This is a genomic window from Enterobacter cloacae complex sp. HYC042_NIDB (assembly GCF_056673315.1).
In genome coordinates, this window is record NZ_CP109650.1 from 2,372,410 (window position 1) to 2,391,237 (window position 18,828).

Here is an 18,828-nt window from a genome sequence, read left to right on the forward strand (position 1 = left end):
GACGCGTAGCCTCCCCGGTTAATCCGGTCTTTTGGGCCGTCATCTGATTTTCAATAAGCAGCGCTACGCTACATTTTAAATTTTATTGTACGATCGTCTGGACGCGGGTCATCGCGAAACGCGAGCCGGATAATTTACAGGCAGGAAGTATGTCTCTTCGTTCGCTGCGGGCGTTATGCCTGACAAGTTTTTTCATTGCGGATGTCCGTGATGGCCTTGGTCCTTTTCTCGGTATCTTTCTGACAGAACGCCACTGGAGCCCCGATGATATTGGCATCCTGATGACTGCCGGTGGGCTGGCGGGATTGCTGGCTACGCTCCCGGCGGGGGTAATTACTGACACTTCGCGGAACAAACGCGCCGTACTGGCGCTGCTCTGCACTTTGATCACCCTGAGCACGCTGCTGCTCTGGTTTAGCCAGCAGACCAGCGTTGTTGCCGTCTCACAAATGGTCACCGGCATCTGCGCGGCGTTTGTCGGGCCGCTCATCGCCGGGATTACGCTGGGCCTGACCGGCCAGCGCGGGTTCAGCGCGCAGATGGGCAAAAATGAGGCGTTCAATCACGGCGGTAATTTTGTCACCGCAGTGATAGCAGGCGGTATTGCCTGGTACTGGGGCGTCGGCGGGATTTTCCTGCTGATGACCTGCACGACGCTGCTGACGCTCTGCGCGCTGCTTGCCATCCGCAACGGGGACATTGATAACGATGCGGCGCGAGGGCTTTCATCCTCAGGTAGCGTTCCTGTCCCCGGCTTCGCGGTGCTGATTAAAAACCGGGCGCTGTTTGTGACCGGGCTGATGCTACTGCTGTTCCACCTGGCGAATGCCGCACTGCTGCCGATGCTGAGCATGAGGGTGGCCGCGGCACCCGCCTCGAACAACCCTGGCCTGTACGCGGCAGGCACCGTCATCATCTCGCAGGCGGTGATGATCCCCGTTGCCATCTGGGTTGCAGGCCGAATAGAACGCTACGGCTACTGGCGCTTGATTATGCTGGCGCTGCTGGTTATGCCGGTGCGCGCGGCGCTGGCGGCATCGACCGACGCGCCGTTAATGATGATCCCGGTACAAATTCTCGACGGTCTCGCTGCCGGGATTCTGGGTGTCGTCGTACCGTCGTTTATTGTGGTGCTGCTGCGCGGAAGCGGGCACGTTAATGCCGGGCAGAGTGTGGTGATGCTGATGCAGGGAGTGGGGGCAGCCATGAGCCCGGCGTTAACCGGCACGATCGCCGGTCATTACTCGTTTGCGACGGCATTCAGTGTCCTGAGCGCGATTGCGCTGGCCGCCGTCCTGCTCTGGTGGCGCGTTGCTCACCGAAGCTGGGAAACAAACGCGCCGGATGAGGCTTAGCCCCACCCGGCGTCGCAGTTAAGCCAGTTCGTTAGGGCACGGTTCACCCTTTTCTAACTGCTGAAGATTCCCCAGCGTGGTTTCCGAAATGCTGATCAGCGCTTCGGCGGTCAGAAACGCCTGGTGTCCGGTAAACAGGACGTTATGGCAGGCTGAGAGGCGACGGAACACGTCGTCCTGGATGACGTCATTAGACTTGTCCTCAAAGAACAGATCGCGTTCGTTCTCATAGACGTCCATCCCCAGCGCACCAATCTTCTGGGTTTTCAGCGCTTCGATAGCGGCCTGAGAATCCACCAGACCGCCGCGGCTGGTGTTGATGATCATCACGCCGTCTTTCATCTGGTCAAACGCCGCCTGGTTAAGCAGGTGGTAGTTTTCCGGCGTCAGCGGGCAGTGAAGGGAGATCACGTCGGACTGCGAGAACAGCGTCGGCAGGTCAACGTACTCCACGCCCAGATCCAGCGCTGCGGCGCTCGGGTACGGATCGAATGCCAGCAGACGCATGCCGAAGCCTTTCAGAATGCGCAGGGCAGCCACGCCAATTTTACCGGTGCCGATCACGCCCGCGGTTTTGCCGTACATGGTAAAGCCGGTCAGCCCTTCCAGCGAGAAGTTGGCGTCACGCGTACGCTGATAAGCGCGGTGAATACGACGGTTGAGCGACATCATCATGCCAATCGCATGTTCTGCTACCGCTTCCGGGGAGTACGCCGGGACGCGAACCACCTTCAGACCCAGCTCTTTTGCCGCGTCGAGATCAACGTTGTTAAAGCCGGCGCAGCGCAGGGCGATATACTTCACTCCCTGCTTTTTCAACTCTTCCAGCACCGGACGACTGCCGTCATCGTTAACAAAAATGCAGACGCCTTCACAGCCGTGCGCCGTTTTGGCGGTTTTCTCGGACAGCAGAAAGTCGAAAAATTCAAGCTCAAACCCGTAAGCTTCGTTAACATGTTGCAGATACTTTTTGTCGTACTGCTTTGTGCTATATACCGCGAGTTTCATAAGACTTTCTCCAGTGATTTTGCATTCACGTTAGCATGATTAAAATTATCTTACAATTTATAAAATATTATTGAATTCAATAAGTTCTATCAATTATTCTAGAGCATATATACACCCTAACTCCATGATATTCTTAGTACGAGAAATCTTCGGCGCGACTCGGTTCAAATCAGGTTGGGCAAAACGGAGTGGGTAACGGGTGCGAAAAACGCATATCGGTATTACTTGAAAGAATGGCAATAGGGTATGAAAACTGCAATCCTTCCGGATGTGATGGGACGATATTAGGAACCGGGTGAGTTTCTGAAAAGAGGGAGAATGATGCATGTCGCAACAAGTGGAGTTATCCTTATCTGCGCCGATGTTGCCTGTTTTGTACTATTTTATAGCATCTATTGCGGTTTTCTTCTTACTGTTGATTGGAAAACTCAAGGTCAATAGGCTCCGTAAATATCCATTGTTCATTGCCTATACGCTGTTTGTGATAGCGATTGCAGCCATCCAGATTAATGTTTTTGCCAACGGCTATGAGTTTGTTCGCGGTTTTTTACATATCGATTTTGATCCATGGCGGTACGATTCAGTGTATTGGGGGTCGTTGATATTTGCCATGCTCTACCTATTGGCAATGCCCAGGAACAGGTATTAGTTACGCAGTGTTTTCCCGTTTTTACGTCTGAGATAATGCGTAACCCACTGAATCTAAAATGTGTTCTTTAGGTTACGCATAGCAAAAAGTTTTCTCATACTCCTTACAGCATCTATCCTTTATCTTGTGGTTAACTTCAACTCAACCGCCAAACATGCGACAATATTCGGCATTGCCAGCTTAATTCTTTCGAAAAATCAGGACATTAACTGCCCATGAAGGGTAAATACAAAGCCGCCATTGCGGTTTTACTGCTGTTGATTGTGGTGCCGCTGACGCTGCTGATGACGCTCGCCCAGTGGGTGCCGACGCTTGCCGGGATCTGGCTCCCCGTCGGGACGCGCATTGCTTTCGAAGAAAGCCCAAAACTGACTCGCCACGCGCTGGTGATCCCCGATCTTCGCTATCTGGTGGAAGACTGCGAAATTGCCCGCATCGATAACGTGACGCTGTCACATCCTAGCCGCTGGAAACTGGATATCGGCGCACTGGATCTTAACACCGTCTGCCTGAGCAAAATTCCCCAGTCTGCACCCTCTACGGTCGCCCCCAAAACGCTGGCCCAGTGGCAGGCTGTGTTGCCCAATACCTGGCTCACCATTCACCGTCTGACGCTCTCGCCCTGGCAGCAGTGGCAGGGCGAGCTTAATGCGTCACTGACGCCCTCCAGCCAGGAGATCGCTTACCGAGGCGAACAGGTCAGCATCAAAGGCACGCTTCGCGGCCAGACGCTCTCGGTCAGCCAGTTCGATGTTCAGCTCCCTGACCAGCCGCAGCCGATTAAGCTGGTGGGCGAGCTCACTTTGCCGCTGGTGCCGGACGGCGTGCCGGTGAAAGGCCACGCGGTCGCGACCTTTAACGTGCCACAGTTAACGTCTCTGGTCGATGCCGATCTCGACTGGGAAGACAATCAGGGACAGCTGGTGGTGATGGCGCGGGATAACCCCGATCCGCTTCTCGACCTGCCGTGGCAGATCACGGCGGAACAGCTGAACATCAGCGACGGGCGCTGGAACTGGGATCTTTCGGGTATGCCGTTGAGCGGGCGGGTGTCCCTTCGCGCCGACAACTGGCAGCAGGGGCTGGAGAAAGCCACCCTGACCGGACGACTGAACGTGTTGACGCAAGGCGATGCGGGTAAAGGTAACGCGGTACTGAACATTGGGCCCGGCAGGCTCAGCATGGAAAACAGCAACATGCCGCTGCATCTGAGCGGCGAGGCGAAGCAAAACGATCTCATTCTTTACGCCAAATTGCCCGCCACACTGACCGGCAGCCTGTATGAACCGCAGCTTGCTTTTGAGCCCGGCGCGCTGCTCCGCTCGCGCGGGCGCATTATTGACTCACTCGATATCGATGAAATCCGCTGGCCGCTGGCGGGCGTGAGGCTCACCCAGAAGGGCGTGGACGGGCGTCTGCAGGCTATTCTGCGTGCCCATGAAAACGAGATGGGCGGTTTTGAACTCCACCTGGACGGTCAGGCCAACGACTTTTTACCTGATAACGGCCTGTGGCAGTGGCGCTACTGGGGAAAAGGCGGCTTTACGCCGATGCATGCCCGCTGGGATGTCGCCGGGAAAGGCGAGTGGCGAGACAACCTTATTGAACTGACGGCGCTCTCCACCGGTTTTGACAAGCTTCAGTACGGCACCATGGAGGTCAGCAAGCCGCGTCTGGTGCTGGATCGGCCTGTACGCTGGCTGCGCGATGCCGAAAAACCCGCATTCAGCGGCGCGCTGTCGCTGAATGCCGGGCAAACCCGGTTCTCCGGCGGCAGCGTGTTGCCGCCCTCGGTCCTGACCTTCAGCGTCGACGGTACCGACCCGACTGTTTTTCAGTTTAAGGGCGACCTCCATGCGGACAACATCGGCCCGGTACAGGTGAACGGACGCTGGGATGGCGTGCGCCTTCGCGGGCAGGCCTGGTGGCCGAAACAGTCGCTCACCGTCTTCCAGCCGCTGGTTCCGCCGGACTGGAAAATGACGCTGCGTGACGGTGAACTCTATGCGCAGGTTGCCTTCTCGGCGGCCCCCGATCAGGGCTTTGAGGCGGGCGGACACGGCGTGCTGAAATCCGGCAGCGCCTGGATGCCGGACAACCAGATCAACGGCGTCGATTTTGTGCTGCCGTTCCGCTTCAGCGAGGGCACCTGGTCACTGGGCACGCGCGGCCCGGTCACGTTGCGCATTGGCGAAGTGGAAAACCTGGTGACCGCGCGCAACATTACCGCGGACCTGCAGGGGAATTACCCCTGGACGGAGGACAACCCGCTGCTGCTCACCAACGTTAAGGTGGAAACGCTCGGCGGGAAGATCACCATGCAGCAACTGCGGATGCCGCAGCACGATCCGGCCCTGCTGCGCGTGGACAATATCTCCTCAAGCGAGCTGATCAGCGCCGTCAACCCGAAGCAGTTTACCCTGTCGGGCCCGGTGAGCGGGGCACTGCCGTTCTGGCTGGACAATGAAAAATGGATCATTAAAGATGGCTGGCTGACCAACCCGGGGCCAATGACGCTGCGCATCGACAAAGATACGGCAGACGCCATCGTGAAGGATAATATGGTCGCGGGCGCAGCGATTAACTGGCTCCGCTACATGGAAATTTCGCAGTCGTGGACGAGAATCAATTTAGATAACCTGGGTGAATTAACCATGCAGGCGACCATCAAGGGGACCAGCCGCGTGGACGGCAAAAGCAGCTCCGTCAATCTGAACTACACCCATGACGAGAATGTCTTTACCCTGTGGCGCAGCCTGCGTTTTGGCGACAACCTGCAAACCTGGTTTGAGCAACACGCGGCGATTCCCGGTCTCCGCAGTTCGACTGGCAAGGAAAGTGAGGAACAACAATGAAAAAGATGGCTGGTGCGCTCACCGTTGCCGCGCTACTGACCGGCTGTACGCCGCGCATTGAAGTCGCTGCGCCAAAGGAGCCGATTACCATCAATATGAATGTCAAAATCGAACACGAGATCCACATCAAGGTCGATAAAGACGTTGAAGCCCTGCTGAAATCGCGCAGCGATCTGTTCTGAGGATGCCATGAAACGATTAGCGTTGATTTTACTGGCCCTGAGTATAAACGTGCAGGCGGCTGCGCTGACCTTAAACGATGCCCGCGCGCAGGGGCGCGTGGGGGAAACCCTGAGCGGCTATCTTGCTCCGATCCAACAGGATGCCGAAACGCTGGAGCTGGTGAATCGCATTAACGCGGCGCGCACGGAGAGCTATCAGAAGCTGGCCGACAGCAATAATTTGCCGGTTGATGAAGTGGCGAAAATGGCGGGGCAAAAGCTGGTGGCCCGCGCGCAGCCGGGCGAGTACGTGAAGGGCATTAACGGTAAGTGGCTGAAAAAATAGCTAGCGGTAGCGCTTGCGGTATTCACCCGGCGAGACGCCAAAACGCTGCTTAAAGGCCGTTGAAAAGTGGCTATGGTCGGTGAATCCCCAGCTGTAGCCAATGCCCGCCAGCTTTTCATCGTCGCCGGTTGACTGCAATTCCTGCGCGCAGAGATCCAGACGACGGTTTTTAATGTACTGCGCCACCACCAGCCCCTTCTCGGCAAACATGCGGTAGAGGCTGCGCACGGACATTCCGCTCTCGGCGGCAATCCATTCCGGACGCAGCGATTCAGACTGAATATGGTTGTCAATCAGCGCCACAACGTGCTGAAACTGGCGCTCCTTGCGCGGCTGAATCACGTCGCGCTGCTGGAACGCGGGGCGCAGCAGGCAGACCATCGCCTCAAGCGCCGCTTCACTCTCCCGGTCACTCAGGTCGGGGTTGTTCATACTCTCCATCAGCAGGCGATGGCTCAGCTGTACCGTGGGTAAGGTGCGGGAAAGGGCGAGCGCGCAGCTTATTTCCTGAAAGCGGCACTGCTGCTCGATAATCTGACGGGGAACCAGCAGCGAAATCTGGCGGGACTTTTCCTGCCAGTTGATCGAGCAGGGACGAGAGGCGTCAATCAGCGTGATATCCCCGGTTCTGAGCACCGCGCGACGCTCATCCTGCTCAATTTGCGCGCTGCCTTCAAGCTGGAAGACGGTGTAGAACCAGGCATCATTACTCTGTGCGATCTCCCGTCGGGAGCGGAACAGGTTAACGCCGCCGGCGGTGACGGTACTGAGCTTCAGGCTGCGCGCGTAGCTGGTTTCCAGCTCGCCGAAGAATTTGCCTTCGGTGGGCTGCGCGTTGAAACGCCCGCAAACCTGGTTAATCTGCGCCAGCCACTGCTGATACTGTTCCTGCTCGCTTGCACACGCCATCGTTTCTCTCGCTGCACCGTCAACGTTTTCGCATTGTTGCATTTGTGTTGCATTTTGTCAGAGCTATGAGGCTGACTATAGGAAAGAACACTCACCGGTAACAGCGATATAAGCGGCGATTATCGCGATTTGCGGCACCTGTCACAGGTGGCAAAGCGAATGTCACAGAGACAAAAGCGAGAATGCAAAACCCCACATAGACTGGATGAACACCCTGCGAAGAATAACGAAGGAGTATCCTATGTCTGAATCACCGGTGGCTGTTCTGCCTGCCGTGCAGCAGTTTTTAGACCGACACCACGGCCTGTGGATTGAAGGGCGTCAGGCCGCGTCGGACAGCGAAAAACGGCTGAACGTCTACAACCCGGCCACGGGCGAGGTGATTGCCTCGACCGCCGATGCCAGCGTCGATGACGTTGACCGGGCCGTTATGTCCGGCTGGCGCGCCTTTGTGGCCCGCACCTGGGCCGGAAAATTACCGGCGGAGCGCGAGCGGATCCTGCTCCATTTCGCCGATCTGGTCGAACAGCACGGCGAGGAGCTGGCCCAGCTTGAAACGCTGGAGCAGGGCAAATCAATTAACATCTCCCGGGCTTTTGAAGTGGGCTGCACCCTCAACTGGATGCGCTATACCGCCGGGCTGACCACCAAAATTGCGGGCAAAACCCTCGATCTTTCCATCCCGCTGCCGCAGGGTGCGCGCTACCAGGCGTGGACGCGTAAGGAGCCGGTTGGTGTGGTGGCCGGGATTGTGCCCTGGAACTTCCCGCTGATGATCGGGATGTGGAAAGTGATGCCTGCGCTGGCCGCGGGCTGCTCAATTGTCATTAAGCCGTCTGAAACCACGCCGCTGACCATGCTGCGCGTGGCGGAGCTGGCCAGCGAAGCGGGCATCCCGGACGGGGTGTTCAACGTAGTAACCGGCAGCGGCGCGGTGTGTGGCGCAGCGCTGACCTCGCACCCGCATATTGCGAAGGTGAGCTTTACCGGCTCAACGGCAACGGGTAAGCAAATTGCCCGCGCGGCGGCGGACACGCTAACCGGGGTGACCCTGGAGCTGGGCGGGAAAAACCCGGCCATCGTGCTGAAGGATGCGGACCCCGCATGGGTGATAGAAGGATTAATGACCGGCAGCTTCCTGAACCAGGGGCAGGTGTGCGCGGCGAGCTCGCGCATCTACATTGAAGCCCCGCTGTTTGACACGCTGGTGAGCGGGTTCGAACAGGCGGTGAAATCCCTGAGCGTCGGGCCGGGCATGTCGCCGGAGGCGTTTATCAACCCGCTGGTGTCGCGCGCCCACTGCGATAAGGTGCAGACATTCCTCGACGAGGCGACGTCGCGCAATGCGGAGCTGATCGTCGGTAATCGCGGCCCGGAGGGCAAAGGCTATTACGTGTCGCCTACGCTGGTGGTGAACCCGGATGCCGCGCTGCGGTTAACCCGAGAAGAGGTGTTTGGTCCGGTGGTCAACCTGGTGCGAGTATCCGACGGAGAAGAGGCGCTCCAGCTGGCAAACGACACCGAATATGGCCTGACGGCCAGCGTCTGGACGCAGAATATCAGCAAGGCGCTGGAGTACACCGATCGGCTGCAGGCGGGCACCGTATGGGTGAACAGCCATACGCTGATTGACGCCAACCTGCCGTTCGGCGGGATGAAGCAGTCTGGTACAGGACGTGATTTTGGCCCGGACTGGCTGGACGGCTGGTGCGAAACCAAGTCGGTTTGCGTGCGGTACTAAAAAAAGCCGGGTGGCGGCCACGCTTACCCGGCATGCTTTCACCCGATGACTAATTCAGCGAGGCGGCGATGACGGACGGAATTGCGTCAAACGCCTGCGCAACGCCTTTAGCGCGGATCTCCTCACCGCGCGTCGCCCCTTCAGCACGCACGAATTCCACTCTGTCGATGCCCAGAAAGCCAAAAAACTTCTGCAGGTATCGCTCCTGAAAATCCATGTCTGCGATTGGCGTACCGTGATAGATCCCGCCGCGAGTAGAAACGACGATAATCCTCTTGCCGGTCGCATGTCCCACCGGGCCCGTTGGGGTATAGCTGAATGTTTTTCCCGGCTGGGCCAGCCGATCTAACCAGGCTTTAAGCTGCGTTGAAACGGAGAAGTTATACATAGGCGCGCCTATTACGATAATGTCGCTGTCGAGAAATTCGTTCACCAGCTCCCCGGACAGCTGGCGTTCGCGGACGTCTTGCGCCGTCGCGTCCGTGGCTATCCGCAGCGTCCGGAAGCCGGCGGCAACGGCGCCGGTGAGATGGGCAACGGGCGCCTTAACGACGTCGCGATAGACCACCTTGTCTGACGCGAGCTGGCGAACCACCTCTGCCGTCAGCTGACGTGAAAGTGAGAACTCGCCGTTAATGCTTGAATCTATATGCAGGATCTTCATTTTTTGGTTTCCTTTACGTTGGGCTGGGTTGCTTGTTCGATAAGCTGGCTGACGGCGTCCGGGTGGGAAATCATCGACATATGGCTACTCTTTATCCGCATGACGGTGGCGTTCATGGCACCGGCAAGCTGCTGCTGGACGCCGGGAGAGAGGGCGCGATCGTCTTCGGTCAGCAAATACCATGAGGGTTTTTCACGCCAGGCGGCGTGCTCAATCTTCTCGCTAAATGCGCTCGCCGCGATAGGCTGCTGGGTCGCCGTAAGTACTTTTACGCGTCTGAGAGGCAGGTCATTGGCCATAACGCGCTGATAAGCCACGGGATCGTCCAGCCAGATGAATCCCTGCTTATCCGGGCGCATGTCCGCCATCGGCGCGTTAAGACGGGTCAGAAGAGAGGCGACCGATTCTCCGCTATCGGGGGCAAGGGCGGAAAGGAAAACCAGCTTCTTCACCTTCGGGTTATTGCCCGCTTGGGCGATCGCCGCGCCGGCCCAAGAGTGCCCGACAAGGACGACATCCCCTTGTTGGCGATCGATGACGCGCTCCGTGGCGGCGACGTCATCTGCCAGCGAAGTCAGGGGGTTCTGCACTGCCGTGACGTGGTAGCCCCGGGACTGCAAGCGGCCGATTACCGCCTGCCAGACGGAACCATCGGTAAAGGCTCCGTGCACGAGGATGATGTTATTAATCCGCGCCTGCACTGGCTGCGATGCGGCCAGGCACAGCAAAGTAAGAAGAACGGGCAAGCGTGTCGGTTTCATAGGCGTGACGTAATTTCCTGAGGGACGGTGAGGCACAGTGTAACGAGAGGTGTAATGACGCTTGTAGTGTCCGAAATGACGGTTATCATACGAAATCAGACATTCTGCTCAGACCTGAATCATGAAAATTGGCATTTTAGCGTTACCCGGCAGCATGAAATCCGCCGTGGCTGGGCTCTGCGATATGTTCTGGCTGGCCAACGAGGTGATTGCCCAGCAGCCGGACGGCGAGGGCATTTCTCCTTTTGAAGCGGCCATCATCACCGCGGAGGGGACGCCGGTTCCGGACGCACAGGGCCGGCTGATTGACGCCGACGGGAGTTTTACAACCGGCGGAACCTTCGATCTCGTGATTGTCAGCGGGATGAAACTTGACGAGCAAAAGCGCCCGGTCTCGCCAGCGGCGGTCCACGAGGCTGGCGAATGGCTGCGGGGCCAGCATAGTCAGGGGGCGTTGCTGGCGGGAGCCTGTGCCGGCGGGCTGGTTCTCGCCGAAGCGGGGGTGCTAAATGGCCGGACATGCACGACGACCTGGTGGCTTTACCACACTTTCCGCCAGCGTTATCCACTCAGCAAACCGGTCTGGGGGAAGGCGCTGGTGCAGGACGCGCGGATTATCACTTCCGGAGGCCCGCTCTCGTGGGTTGACGTGGCGCTGCACATCATTCGTCTGCACGCGGGGCAGAAGCTGGCGCGCCTGACGGCCGATATGGCCGTGGCTGACAGCCAGCCGTTGTCTCAGCAGGTTTACGCGCCGGCTGGTTTTTTAAACTCAGTACACCCGATGATTATGAAAGCGGAGCACATCGTCCGGTATGAAAATCCGGCGATTACCGTGGAGCAGCTTGCGCGGGCGCTGAATATGACCACCCGTACCCTGCATCGAAAAATGGCGGAAGAGATGAATGAAAGCCCTAAAAACTTTTTGACGCGCATGCGTATTGAAAAGGCGATGCGGCTCCTGGAGCAGCCGGGAAACGTGATAGGGCAGATTGCCGAGGCTTGCGGTTACGCTGACGATACGGCATTCAGACGCGCATTCTCTGGCGTGACAGGAATGTCGCCCGGGCAATACCGTAAGTGGATCGCCGAGCGGCATAAGGAATAGCCGTCGTTCTCAGCGGCATACCCGATCCCGCCCGGCCTCTTTCGCCCGGTACAGCGCCGCGTCGGCGCGGGCAATGATCTCGGTGCCGGCTAATCCCTCCGCCATGCTCGCAATGCCCATGCTCACGGTGACGTGGTCACTGACGGTTGAGGAGCCGTGCGGTATGGACTCCGCGCGCAGGCCGTCCTTAATACGCAGGGCGACCTTTTCCGCGATGGCTTCAGGGCAATTAAACAGAATCACCAGAAACTCTTCGCCACCGTAGCGTGACACCACATCCTCAGGTGTGCGCACCGACTGCTTCAGCACCCGCGCCACCCGCGTCAGACATTCGTCACCCGCCTGGTGACCGTAGGTGTCGTTGTAGCGTTTGAAATAGTCAATATCCAGCATAATCAGCGAGAACGGTTTCTTCTGCTCAACCGCGTTCTCCAGCACCACCTCCATCTTCCGGCGGTTGGCGGTTGTGGTTAACGGATCCTGATGCGCCAGCGCATCCAGTCGTGAGATCAGCAGCTGGTTTTGCTGGTTACGTCGCCAGGCCTCGTCAAACCAGCTTAAGAGGATGAATCGCCCGCAGATCAGGATCAGCGAAAAGACGCTCCAGATGATAACGAAGTGAAGATTAAGGCCATCATTCAGTGCCCAGCTTGCAATCGGCAGGGTTATCCAGAGCGGGAGCACGAAGGCGAGCAACCCCACAGGGTAAAAGTAGAGGGCCGTTAACCCAGCGAGTAATAAAATAACGCACAGCGGCCAGACGTGGGGCAGCAGTAAATCGGTGATAAACCAGAAGCATGATATCGACCAGATAGCGCTACAGATACACAGCACTACGCTGATACCGGCGATGCGCCGCCAGCCCATAAGGATCAGTGCAGCCGAGAGGATAATAATGCCGAGCATCGAAGCGTCGACCATTTTCATCATATGCGGCAAGTGGGGATAAAGGGGATCGCTGGCGTTAAGCAGAACATGGCGCAGCAGAATCATCACGGCGAAGCTGATGTTGACGAAAGCCAGCCAGGGCAGGTTCATCGCCAGCCCGTGCATAACCATGGCGTGGCGCGTCGGCCAGGTTGCCCGTTCCAGCGTCGGTTTTTTTCTTTTTTCCATAAAGCCTTTCCCGTCCGGGGGAAAAATCATGCAGGTGATATATCAGTAACTATAAGCAAGCGAGGGCGATCATCAAACGTCAGGGCAAAAAAAACCGGGCAATTGCCCGGCGGGTGGTTATTTTTCTTCTTTCTTCTTCCCGAGCGTTGGCGTCTCGTCGAAGAAGTTCCACGGTTTAAGCAGGGTATGCACCCATTCCGTCGGCATGATCGGCCACTCTTCCGCGCGCGCCACGTGGGTGGTGCCGGTGGTCATCCACACCACGTCATCCTGATCGTTGAGCGACTCGTTATCCTTGCTGTACTGCCCAAGGCCCGTGTCGTGGATGGAGCGGTTCGGGAATTTCCCTTCCGGATACAGCTCGTCAGGGTGGTAACGCGTGACCCACAGCTGTTTATCCATAAAGCTCAGACGATGGTAAATCCACTCGTCCGGGGCAAATTTCGCGCCGGTCGCCACCGGATGGGTACCGCCCGCGTAAGGGATAATCTGGTACGAGACCGGGTTGCCCATGCGGTTCTCCTTGCTGGTGTTGCTCAGCAGTCGGATGGTGCCCGGGTCAAACTTCTGTGCCGCCTGCTGTTCGGTATCAATATCGTACTGGTTCACCTGCATGGTGCTGGTGCGCGGGCCGCCGGCGGTATTCGGCTTCACTTCCGGGTCCATCGCCACCAGCTTGTTGTTGATGCCGTCCACGTCCATATCAAGACGGAAGTTATAGATGTGCTGGTGCGTGGTGCCCACGATATTATGATCGATCAGCGTGCCGTACTTTGTGTCGTCTTTGGCGGTGGCGTCATGCATGGTTTTCGCCTGCACGCCTTTCACCGCCTCGATACCCGTTGCACCGGCGTCAATGCCGATGGTGCCGTTTTCGTGGAACACCCAGTCGAAGATGTAATCGTAGTTGCCCACGGTACTCACCCAGCGCACCACCAGCTCGCGGCGTTCGGCGCTGACGTTCGGCTTGCCCATCTCCTGATGTTTATATTCTGGCCCCGCGTAGCGTTCGAAAATGGCGATCGCGCGCGGGATCTCAATCGGCGTGCCGGTGTAGTCCGGGATGGTTTCGTTAAGCATCACGGCGTTGGACGGCACGTCTTTACCGCGCACCAGCGGCGAGGTCAGGGTGCCCATGCCGTAGTCGCCGGAGTCGAGATAGGCCTTGAAGTACCAACCCACGTCTGGATCGCCGTAAGGGACAATCATGCCGCCGAGCGATCCCTGATACATCACCTGACGCTTTTTCCCGTTGTCGTTGTAAGTGACGGTCGAAATCATCGGGCCGACGCGGGAATCCAGGCTCAGGTGGAAATCCCAGTTCTGCCAGTGCACCATGTCGCCGGTAATGGTGTAGTTCTTGCCTTCCGGCTCAATGATGTTGAGCGGTTTTTTCGGCGTCTCGACACGGTCGCGGCCGTCATAGGGGCGCGGCGTCATCGGAACCGGCACAACAGCACCTTCTTCAATCTTCTGGATTTTTTTCTGCTCAAGATCGACCACGGCCACGAGGTTCTCGATCGGGTGCGCCCAGTAGTTGCCGTCGCCGACGTCCAGATAGCTAACCACCTTAAGCAGGCGGTCTTCCTGCTTCAGGCCGTCTTTACCGTCGAAGTAGCCGACGGTAAGCGGCGTGGTGATCACTTTTTTCGGGTCGGTGATGCCGTGTTTTTTAAGCACCTCGGCAAACTCCGGGCTCTCGTTAATGATCTGCTGAACCGCGGTGAAATCATCCAGCAGCACCATGCCGTGCGCGTCCTTCACCGGCTCCCAGCGCAGGATTTTTTTATCCTTCAGGTCCACTACGCTTTCGATAACGTGCTTCCCGTCGAGCATGACGATCTTTGCCTGGCGAGGGGCGTCCACTGCCGTACCGTTGAGCACAAAGTCCCACACTTTGGCTTTCTCTGGTTCCGCAAGGGCGATCTGGGTAAAGCGGATATTGGGTTTAAAATCCGCCGAGGCTTTCACAACCCCGACAGCCTGCTTAATTTCGTCCGCCGTGAGCGCGTTTAGCGGGTGAGGACGTTTTTCAACCTGGAAGGTCTGGTCAAGACCAGACTGGAAAACATCGTTGATGAAGGTCTCTGAGATAAAGGCTTTTTTGTCCTTCATCACTACCGGCACCTCAAGCTTGAGGGGGTGACCGTTGACGATGGCCGTCTTTGCGCCCGGTTTGACCTTCACGAAGGCGCCGTCTTTCGCAATGGTGAACATCTGTGCGTAATCATCCCACTGAACGTCCGCGCCAAAATCCTGCAGTGTTTTGTCCATCGGGACCATATGCGCCTCGCTGCCGTGGGCGAAAGCAGGGGATTGCCAGGCGCAACACAGCGCAACGGCCATGGCCAGTGCCGTTCTACGGGCAGAAAAAGAAGAATTGCTTCCCATCGTAGACCTCATCTTGTTGTGTTTTTAGGGTTTATTGTGTTGTGACAGCCTTATCCTGACAGGCGCCTGAGAAAAGCGTTTGCCTGCATCTGCCAGGTTATTTGTTGGTCTTGCCAGGTTAAAAAAGGCGCTGAGATAAATCACAGGTCGTGCAGAGCAATCTCCTCTCCCCGTTGGGGAGAGGGGCAGGATGAGGGCGAACGTTAGCTGAAATCACCACGCTGGCGCGCCACCAGCGTCAGAATGGAGTAGAGCGCCACGGCCTGCTGGTGCTGGTTGAAAATCTCTACCGCCCATTCCACCACGCCGGTCGGTTTTTCCTCGGCGGTACGCTGTTTCTTCAGCGTTTTGCGCTTGCAGGTCAGACGCACCTGGATGGTGTCGCCCGGCTTGACCGGCTCGATAAAGCGCAGGTTTTCCATGCCGTAGTTGGCAATCACCGGCCCGACGCCTGCATCAACGAACAGTCCCGCCGCGGCGGAGATCAGGAAGTAGCCGTGGACCACGCGCTCGCCAAAGATCGACTCTGCCGCCCCGATCTTGTCCATATGGGCGTAGAAGTGGTCACCGCTCAGGCAGGCAAAATTGACGATGTCCGCCTCCGTCAGCGTGCGGCGCGGCGTCAGCAGGCTGTCGCCCGGCTGCAGTTCCTCAAAGTATTTACGGAACGGATGGACGCGATCTTCCTGCACCGCTGCGCCACGCACCCACTGCTTGCCGATGGCGGCCAGCATCGTCGGGCTGCCCTGAATCGCGGTGCGCTGCAGGTAGTGCTTCACCGCGCGCAGGCCGCCCAGCTCTTCGCCGCCGCCCGCGCGGCCAGGGCCGCCGTGCATTAGCTGAGGAAGCGGGGAGCCGTGGCCGGTAGATTCTTTTGATGATTCTTCGTTAAGGATCTGAATTCGCCCGTGGGCGCGTGCCGCGCCGGCAATAAACTGGCGGGCAATGTTCAGGTCTGCGGTGACAAGCGTCCCCGCCAGGCTGCCGCCGCCCGCGCGGGCAAGCTGCATGGCGTGCTCTGCACTGCGATACGGCATCAGCGTGGCGACCGGGCCGAAGGCTTCGGTATCGTGCACCGCCGGGGTTTCATCCGGCTGCGGGCAGAACAGCAGGGTCGGCGGGAAGAACGCCCCCGCGGCCTGCAAATCCGCTTTGCCGCCCAGACGGATCTGGCAGCCTGCGGCGACCAGCCGATCCACTTTCTCCTGCACGTCTGCGCGCTGTTCAGCGTTGACCAGCGCCCCCATCTTCACCCCTTCCTGCGCCGGGTCGCCCATCACCACCTTTTCCAGACGGGCAATCAGCGCCTGGCTCACGGCATCAACCTGGCTTTGCGGGACGATAATCCGGCGAATGGCGGTACATTTCTGCCCGGCCTTGGCGGTCATTTCGCGGACCACCTCCCGAATGAACAGGGCAAACTCCGGCTGCTCCGGCGTGACGTCTTCACCCAACACGCAGCAGTTCAGGGAGTCGGCTTCCATGGTGAACGGTATCGAATTCGCCACAATATTCGGGTGCACGCGCAGGCTTTGCCCGGTGCTGGCGGAGCCGGTAAAGGTCACCACGTCCTGGCTGTCGAGCTGGTCGAGCAGATCGCCCGCGCCGCCGCAAATCAGGCTGATGGCGCCGTCCGGCACCAGTCCGCTGTCCACGATGGATTTGACCATCGCCTGCGTCACCTGCGCGGTAGCGGTGGCGGGCTTGATGATGGCGGGCATCCCGGCAAGCCAGGTCGGCGCGAGTTTTTCCAGCATTCCCCAGCAGGGGAAGTTGAAGGCGTTGATGTGTACCGCCACGCCGGATTTCGAGGTCAGAACGTGGCGCGCCGCAAAGCCGCCTTCTTTCGACAGGGCGATTAGCTCATCTTCCGGCCACAGCGTGTCGTCCGGCAGCTCGCGGCTGCCCAGGCTGGCGTAAGTGAAGAGGGTGCCGATGCCGCCTTCAATATCGACCCAGCTGTCCGCCTTCGTCGCGCCCGTCTGGGCGGACAGGGCATAAAACGCCTCTTTTTCGCCGAGCAGGTGTTTCGCCACCGCTTTCAGCATGGCGGCACGTTCAATAAAAGTCATGGCGCGCAATGCCTCGCCCCCATGCTCAATGGCATAGCGACGGGCGGCCGCCATGTCCAGCCCTTCGCTGGTCACTTCCCAGAGTGCTTCGCCGCTGATGGCGTGATGAATCGCGCGTTCGCGGCCCCGGCCAGACTGCCAGGTACCGGACAAGAAGCTGGCTAACTGCTGCATCGCTTATCTCCAAATGTTTCGTGATTTCACCATTAATAGTTTGATCGTGAATCATAAAAATCAAGCTGTGTTTTTAATGAATTGTTAACGTTGTGATCTGACTTGCCGAATCGCGTCGCGTATAGGCGCTTTGTAAAAGGCCTGGCGTAAAAGCCTTGCGAGCAGCATCACAAAACCGGGAAACAATTCTTGGGGTTATATTTAACCTTTGTGTAACTTTTACAAAACAAAGTGATTCAACATTTCGCTTTAATTTGCAAACTAACGAATCATAAAGGTGATGACGTGACGCAAGAACAACGGTTTGAGCAGCGCATAGCGCAGGAGACGGCGATTGAGCCTCAGGACTGGATGCCGGAAGCCTACCGTAAAACGCTGATCCGCCAGATTGGTCAGCACGCGCACTCCGAAATTGTCGGCATGCTCCCGGAAGGGAACTGGATAGCCCGCGCGCCGACGCTGCGCCGAAAAGCGATCCTGCTGGCGAAAGTGCAGGACGAAGCCGGACACGGGCTTTACCTCTACAGCGCGGCGGAAACGCTGGGCTGCGCGCGGGAAGACATCTACCAGAAGATGCTCGACGGCAAGATGAAATACTCCTCCATCTTCAACTATCCGACCCTGAGCTGGGCCGATATCGGCGTGATCGGCTGGCTGGTGGACGGGGCGGCCATCGTCAACCAGGTGGCGCTGTGCCGAACCTCCTACGGCCCGTATGCCCGGGCGATGGTGAAAATCTGTAAAGAAGAGAGCTTCCACCAGCGTCAGGGCTTTGAAGCCTGCATGGCGCTGGCGCAGGGCAGTGAGGATCAGCGTCAGATGCTGCAGGACGCCATCAACCGCTTCTGGTGGCCGGCGCTGATGATGTTCGGGCCGAACGACGACAACTCGCCGAACAGCGCCCGCAGCCTGGCCTGGAAAATCAAACGCTTTGGCAACGACGAGCTGCGCCAGCGCTTTGTCGACAACACGGTGCCGCAGGTGGAGATGCTCGGCATGACGGTGCCGGATCCGGACCTGCGTTTCGATGAAGAGAGCGGTCACTACCGCTTCGGCGAGATCGACTGGCAGGAGTTTGACGAGGTCATTAACGGGCGCGGCATCTGTAACCACGAACGTCTGGCCGCGAAACGCAAAGCCTGGGACGACGGGGCGTGGGTGCGGGAAGCCGCGCTGGCGCACGCCGAAAAACAACGTACCCGTCAGGCCGCATAAGAGGAAATAACCATGAGCAATGTCTACTGGCCGCTGTACGAAGTGTTCGTACGCAGCAAACAAGGATTATCCCACCGTCACGTGGGCAGCCTGCATGCCGCCGACGATCGCATGGCGCTGGAAAATGCCCGTGATGCCTACACCCGCCGCAGCGAAGGGTGTTCTATCTGGGTGGTGAAGGCGAGTGAAATTGTGGCCTCCCAGCCAGAAGAGAGCGGCGAGTTCTTCGACCCGGCGGAAAGCAAGGTTTACCGCCATCCGACGTTCTACACCATCCCTGACGGCATCGAGCATATGTGAGGC

Annotated in this window: 16 protein-coding genes; 9 read left to right on the forward strand and 7 right to left on the reverse strand. The window is 58.1% G+C overall.

Annotation, left to right across the window (positions count from 1 at the left end):
• Positions 1-149: 149 nt before the first annotated feature.
• The gene (locus OKF39_RS11400; protein WP_479982921.1) at positions 150-1,355 is read left to right on the forward strand and encodes an MFS transporter; all 1,206 of its coding nucleotides are present in this window, start codon (positions 150-152) and stop codon (positions 1,353-1,355) included.
• An 18-nt stretch (positions 1,356-1,373) separates the two neighbouring features.
• On the opposite strand, the gene OKF39_RS11405 is transcribed toward OKF39_RS11400, so the two are convergent.
• Positions 1,374-2,363, reverse strand: a complete 990-nt coding sequence (locus OKF39_RS11405; protein WP_028013015.1) for a 2-hydroxyacid dehydrogenase — start codon at positions 2,361-2,363, stop codon at positions 1,374-1,376.
• A 325-nt stretch (positions 2,364-2,688) separates the two neighbouring features.
• Between OKF39_RS11405 and OKF39_RS11410 the strand changes: the two genes are divergently transcribed.
• The 4 genes from OKF39_RS11410 to OKF39_RS11425 all read left to right on the forward strand — a co-directional run bounded on the left by OKF39_RS11410 (position 2,689) and on the right by OKF39_RS11425 (position 6,374).
• A complete protein-coding gene (locus OKF39_RS11410; protein WP_047365301.1) occupies positions 2,689-3,012 on the forward strand; it encodes a hypothetical protein in 324 nt (107 codons plus the stop codon).
• Between the two features lie 215 nt (positions 3,013-3,227).
• Positions 3,228-5,867: a YdbH family protein gene (locus OKF39_RS11415; protein ID WP_479982922.1), complete on the forward strand. Its 2,640-nt coding sequence runs from the start codon at positions 3,228-3,230 to the stop codon at positions 5,865-5,867.
• Positions 5,864-6,049 carry a YnbE family lipoprotein gene (locus OKF39_RS11420; protein WP_028013019.1) on the forward strand — a complete coding sequence of 62 codons (186 nt, stop codon included), beginning with the start codon at positions 5,864-5,866 and terminating at the stop codon, positions 6,047-6,049. The genes OKF39_RS11415 and OKF39_RS11420 overlap by 4 nt, the downstream gene beginning before the upstream one ends.
• A 7-nt stretch (positions 6,050-6,056) precedes the next feature.
• Positions 6,057-6,374: a YdbL family probable chaperone protein gene (locus tag OKF39_RS11425; protein ID WP_028013020.1), complete on the forward strand. Its 318-nt coding sequence runs from the start codon at positions 6,057-6,059 to the stop codon at positions 6,372-6,374.
• Here the strand turns inward: OKF39_RS11425 and feaR are convergent, their stop codons facing one another.
• Positions 6,375-7,283, reverse strand: a complete 909-nt coding sequence (gene feaR, locus OKF39_RS11430) for a transcriptional regulator FeaR (protein WP_028013021.1) — start codon at positions 7,281-7,283, stop codon at positions 6,375-6,377.
• A gap of 241 nt (positions 7,284-7,524) precedes the next feature.
• Here feaR and OKF39_RS11435 point away from each other — a divergent pair, with 241 nt between their 5' ends.
• Entirely contained in the window at positions 7,525-9,024 is a 1,500-nt protein-coding gene (locus OKF39_RS11435; RefSeq protein WP_063153947.1) for an aldehyde dehydrogenase family protein, read from the forward strand.
• Positions 9,025-9,073: 49 nt separating this feature from the next.
• Here the strand turns inward: OKF39_RS11435 and OKF39_RS11440 are convergent, their stop codons facing one another.
• Both OKF39_RS11440 and OKF39_RS11445 read right to left on the reverse strand, forming a co-directional pair.
• Positions 9,074-9,688: an FMN-dependent NADH-azoreductase gene (locus OKF39_RS11440; RefSeq protein ID WP_126818007.1), complete on the reverse strand. Its 615-nt coding sequence runs from the start codon at positions 9,686-9,688 to the stop codon at positions 9,074-9,076.
• Positions 9,685-10,449, reverse strand: coding sequence for an alpha/beta fold hydrolase (locus OKF39_RS11445; protein WP_069732332.1), 765 nt, complete (start codon positions 10,447-10,449; stop codon positions 9,685-9,687). The genes OKF39_RS11440 and OKF39_RS11445 overlap by 4 nt, the downstream gene beginning before the upstream one ends.
• Positions 10,450-10,570: 121 nt before the next feature.
• On the opposite strand from OKF39_RS11445, the gene OKF39_RS11450 reads away from it, so the two are divergent.
• Positions 10,571-11,557, forward strand: a complete 987-nt coding sequence (locus tag OKF39_RS11450; RefSeq protein WP_069732331.1) for a GlxA family transcriptional regulator — start codon at positions 10,571-10,573, stop codon at positions 11,555-11,557.
• A 9-nt stretch (positions 11,558-11,566) separates the two neighbouring features.
• On the opposite strand, the gene OKF39_RS11455 is transcribed toward OKF39_RS11450, so the two are convergent.
• The 3 genes from OKF39_RS11455 to paaZ all read right to left on the reverse strand — a co-directional run bounded on the left by OKF39_RS11455 (position 11,567) and on the right by paaZ (position 17,310).
• Positions 11,567-12,673 (reverse strand): GGDEF domain-containing protein, encoded by a 1,107-nt coding sequence (locus tag OKF39_RS11455; RefSeq protein ID WP_193052065.1) that lies wholly within the window; start codon positions 12,671-12,673, stop codon positions 11,567-11,569.
• Positions 12,674-12,790: 117 nt separating this feature from the next.
• The gene (tynA, locus tag OKF39_RS11460) at positions 12,791-15,064 is read right to left on the reverse strand and encodes a primary-amine oxidase (RefSeq protein WP_479982923.1); all 2,274 of its coding nucleotides are present in this window, start codon (positions 15,062-15,064) and stop codon (positions 12,791-12,793) included.
• 203 nt (positions 15,065-15,267) lie between these two features.
• Positions 15,268-17,310, reverse strand: a complete 2,043-nt coding sequence (paaZ, locus tag OKF39_RS11465; protein ID WP_193067087.1) for a phenylacetic acid degradation bifunctional protein PaaZ — start codon at positions 17,308-17,310, stop codon at positions 15,268-15,270.
• 285 nt (positions 17,311-17,595) lie between these two features.
• Here paaZ and paaA point away from each other — a divergent pair, with 285 nt between their 5' ends.
• Both paaA and paaB read left to right on the forward strand, forming a co-directional pair.
• Entirely contained in the window at positions 17,596-18,525 is a 930-nt protein-coding gene (gene paaA / locus OKF39_RS11470) for a 1,2-phenylacetyl-CoA epoxidase subunit PaaA (RefSeq protein WP_041910193.1), read from the forward strand.
• Between the two features lie 12 nt (positions 18,526-18,537).
• A complete protein-coding gene (gene paaB, locus OKF39_RS11475; protein WP_003857353.1) occupies positions 18,538-18,825 on the forward strand; it encodes a 1,2-phenylacetyl-CoA epoxidase subunit PaaB in 288 nt (95 codons plus the stop codon).
• The last annotated feature ends 3 nt before the right edge of the window (positions 18,826-18,828 follow it).

Coding starts and splice junctions, on each gene's coding strand:
- OKF39_RS11400 (WP_479982921.1), top strand. CDS start 150: ATGTCTCTTCGTTCGCTGCGGGCGTTATGCCTGACAAGTTTTTTCATT.
- OKF39_RS11405 (WP_028013015.1), bottom strand. CDS start 2,363: ATGAAACTCGCGGTATATAGCACAAAGCAGTACGACAAAAAGTATCTG.
- OKF39_RS11410 (WP_047365301.1), top strand. CDS start 2,689: ATGTCGCAACAAGTGGAGTTATCCTTATCTGCGCCGATGTTGCCTGTT.
- OKF39_RS11415 (WP_479982922.1), top strand. CDS start 3,228: ATGAAGGGTAAATACAAAGCCGCCATTGCGGTTTTACTGCTGTTGATT.
- OKF39_RS11420 (WP_028013019.1), top strand. CDS start 5,864: ATGAAAAAGATGGCTGGTGCGCTCACCGTTGCCGCGCTACTGACCGGC.
- OKF39_RS11425 (WP_028013020.1), top strand. CDS start 6,057: ATGAAACGATTAGCGTTGATTTTACTGGCCCTGAGTATAAACGTGCAG.
- feaR (WP_028013021.1), bottom strand. CDS start 7,283: ATGGCGTGTGCAAGCGAGCAGGAACAGTATCAGCAGTGGCTGGCGCAG.
- OKF39_RS11435 (WP_063153947.1), top strand. CDS start 7,525: ATGTCTGAATCACCGGTGGCTGTTCTGCCTGCCGTGCAGCAGTTTTTA.
- OKF39_RS11440 (WP_126818007.1), bottom strand. CDS start 9,688: ATGAAGATCCTGCATATAGATTCAAGCATTAACGGCGAGTTCTCACTT.
- OKF39_RS11445 (WP_069732332.1), bottom strand. CDS start 10,449: ATGAAACCGACACGCTTGCCCGTTCTTCTTACTTTGCTGTGCCTGGCC.
- OKF39_RS11450 (WP_069732331.1), top strand. CDS start 10,571: ATGAAAATTGGCATTTTAGCGTTACCCGGCAGCATGAAATCCGCCGTG.
- OKF39_RS11455 (WP_193052065.1), bottom strand. CDS start 12,673: ATGGAAAAAAGAAAAAAACCGACGCTGGAACGGGCAACCTGGCCGACG.
- tynA (WP_479982923.1), bottom strand. CDS start 15,064: ATGGGAAGCAATTCTTCTTTTTCTGCCCGTAGAACGGCACTGGCCATG.
- paaZ (WP_193067087.1), bottom strand. CDS start 17,310: ATGCAGCAGTTAGCCAGCTTCTTGTCCGGTACCTGGCAGTCTGGCCGG.
- paaB (WP_003857353.1), top strand. CDS start 18,538: ATGAGCAATGTCTACTGGCCGCTGTACGAAGTGTTCGTACGCAGCAAA.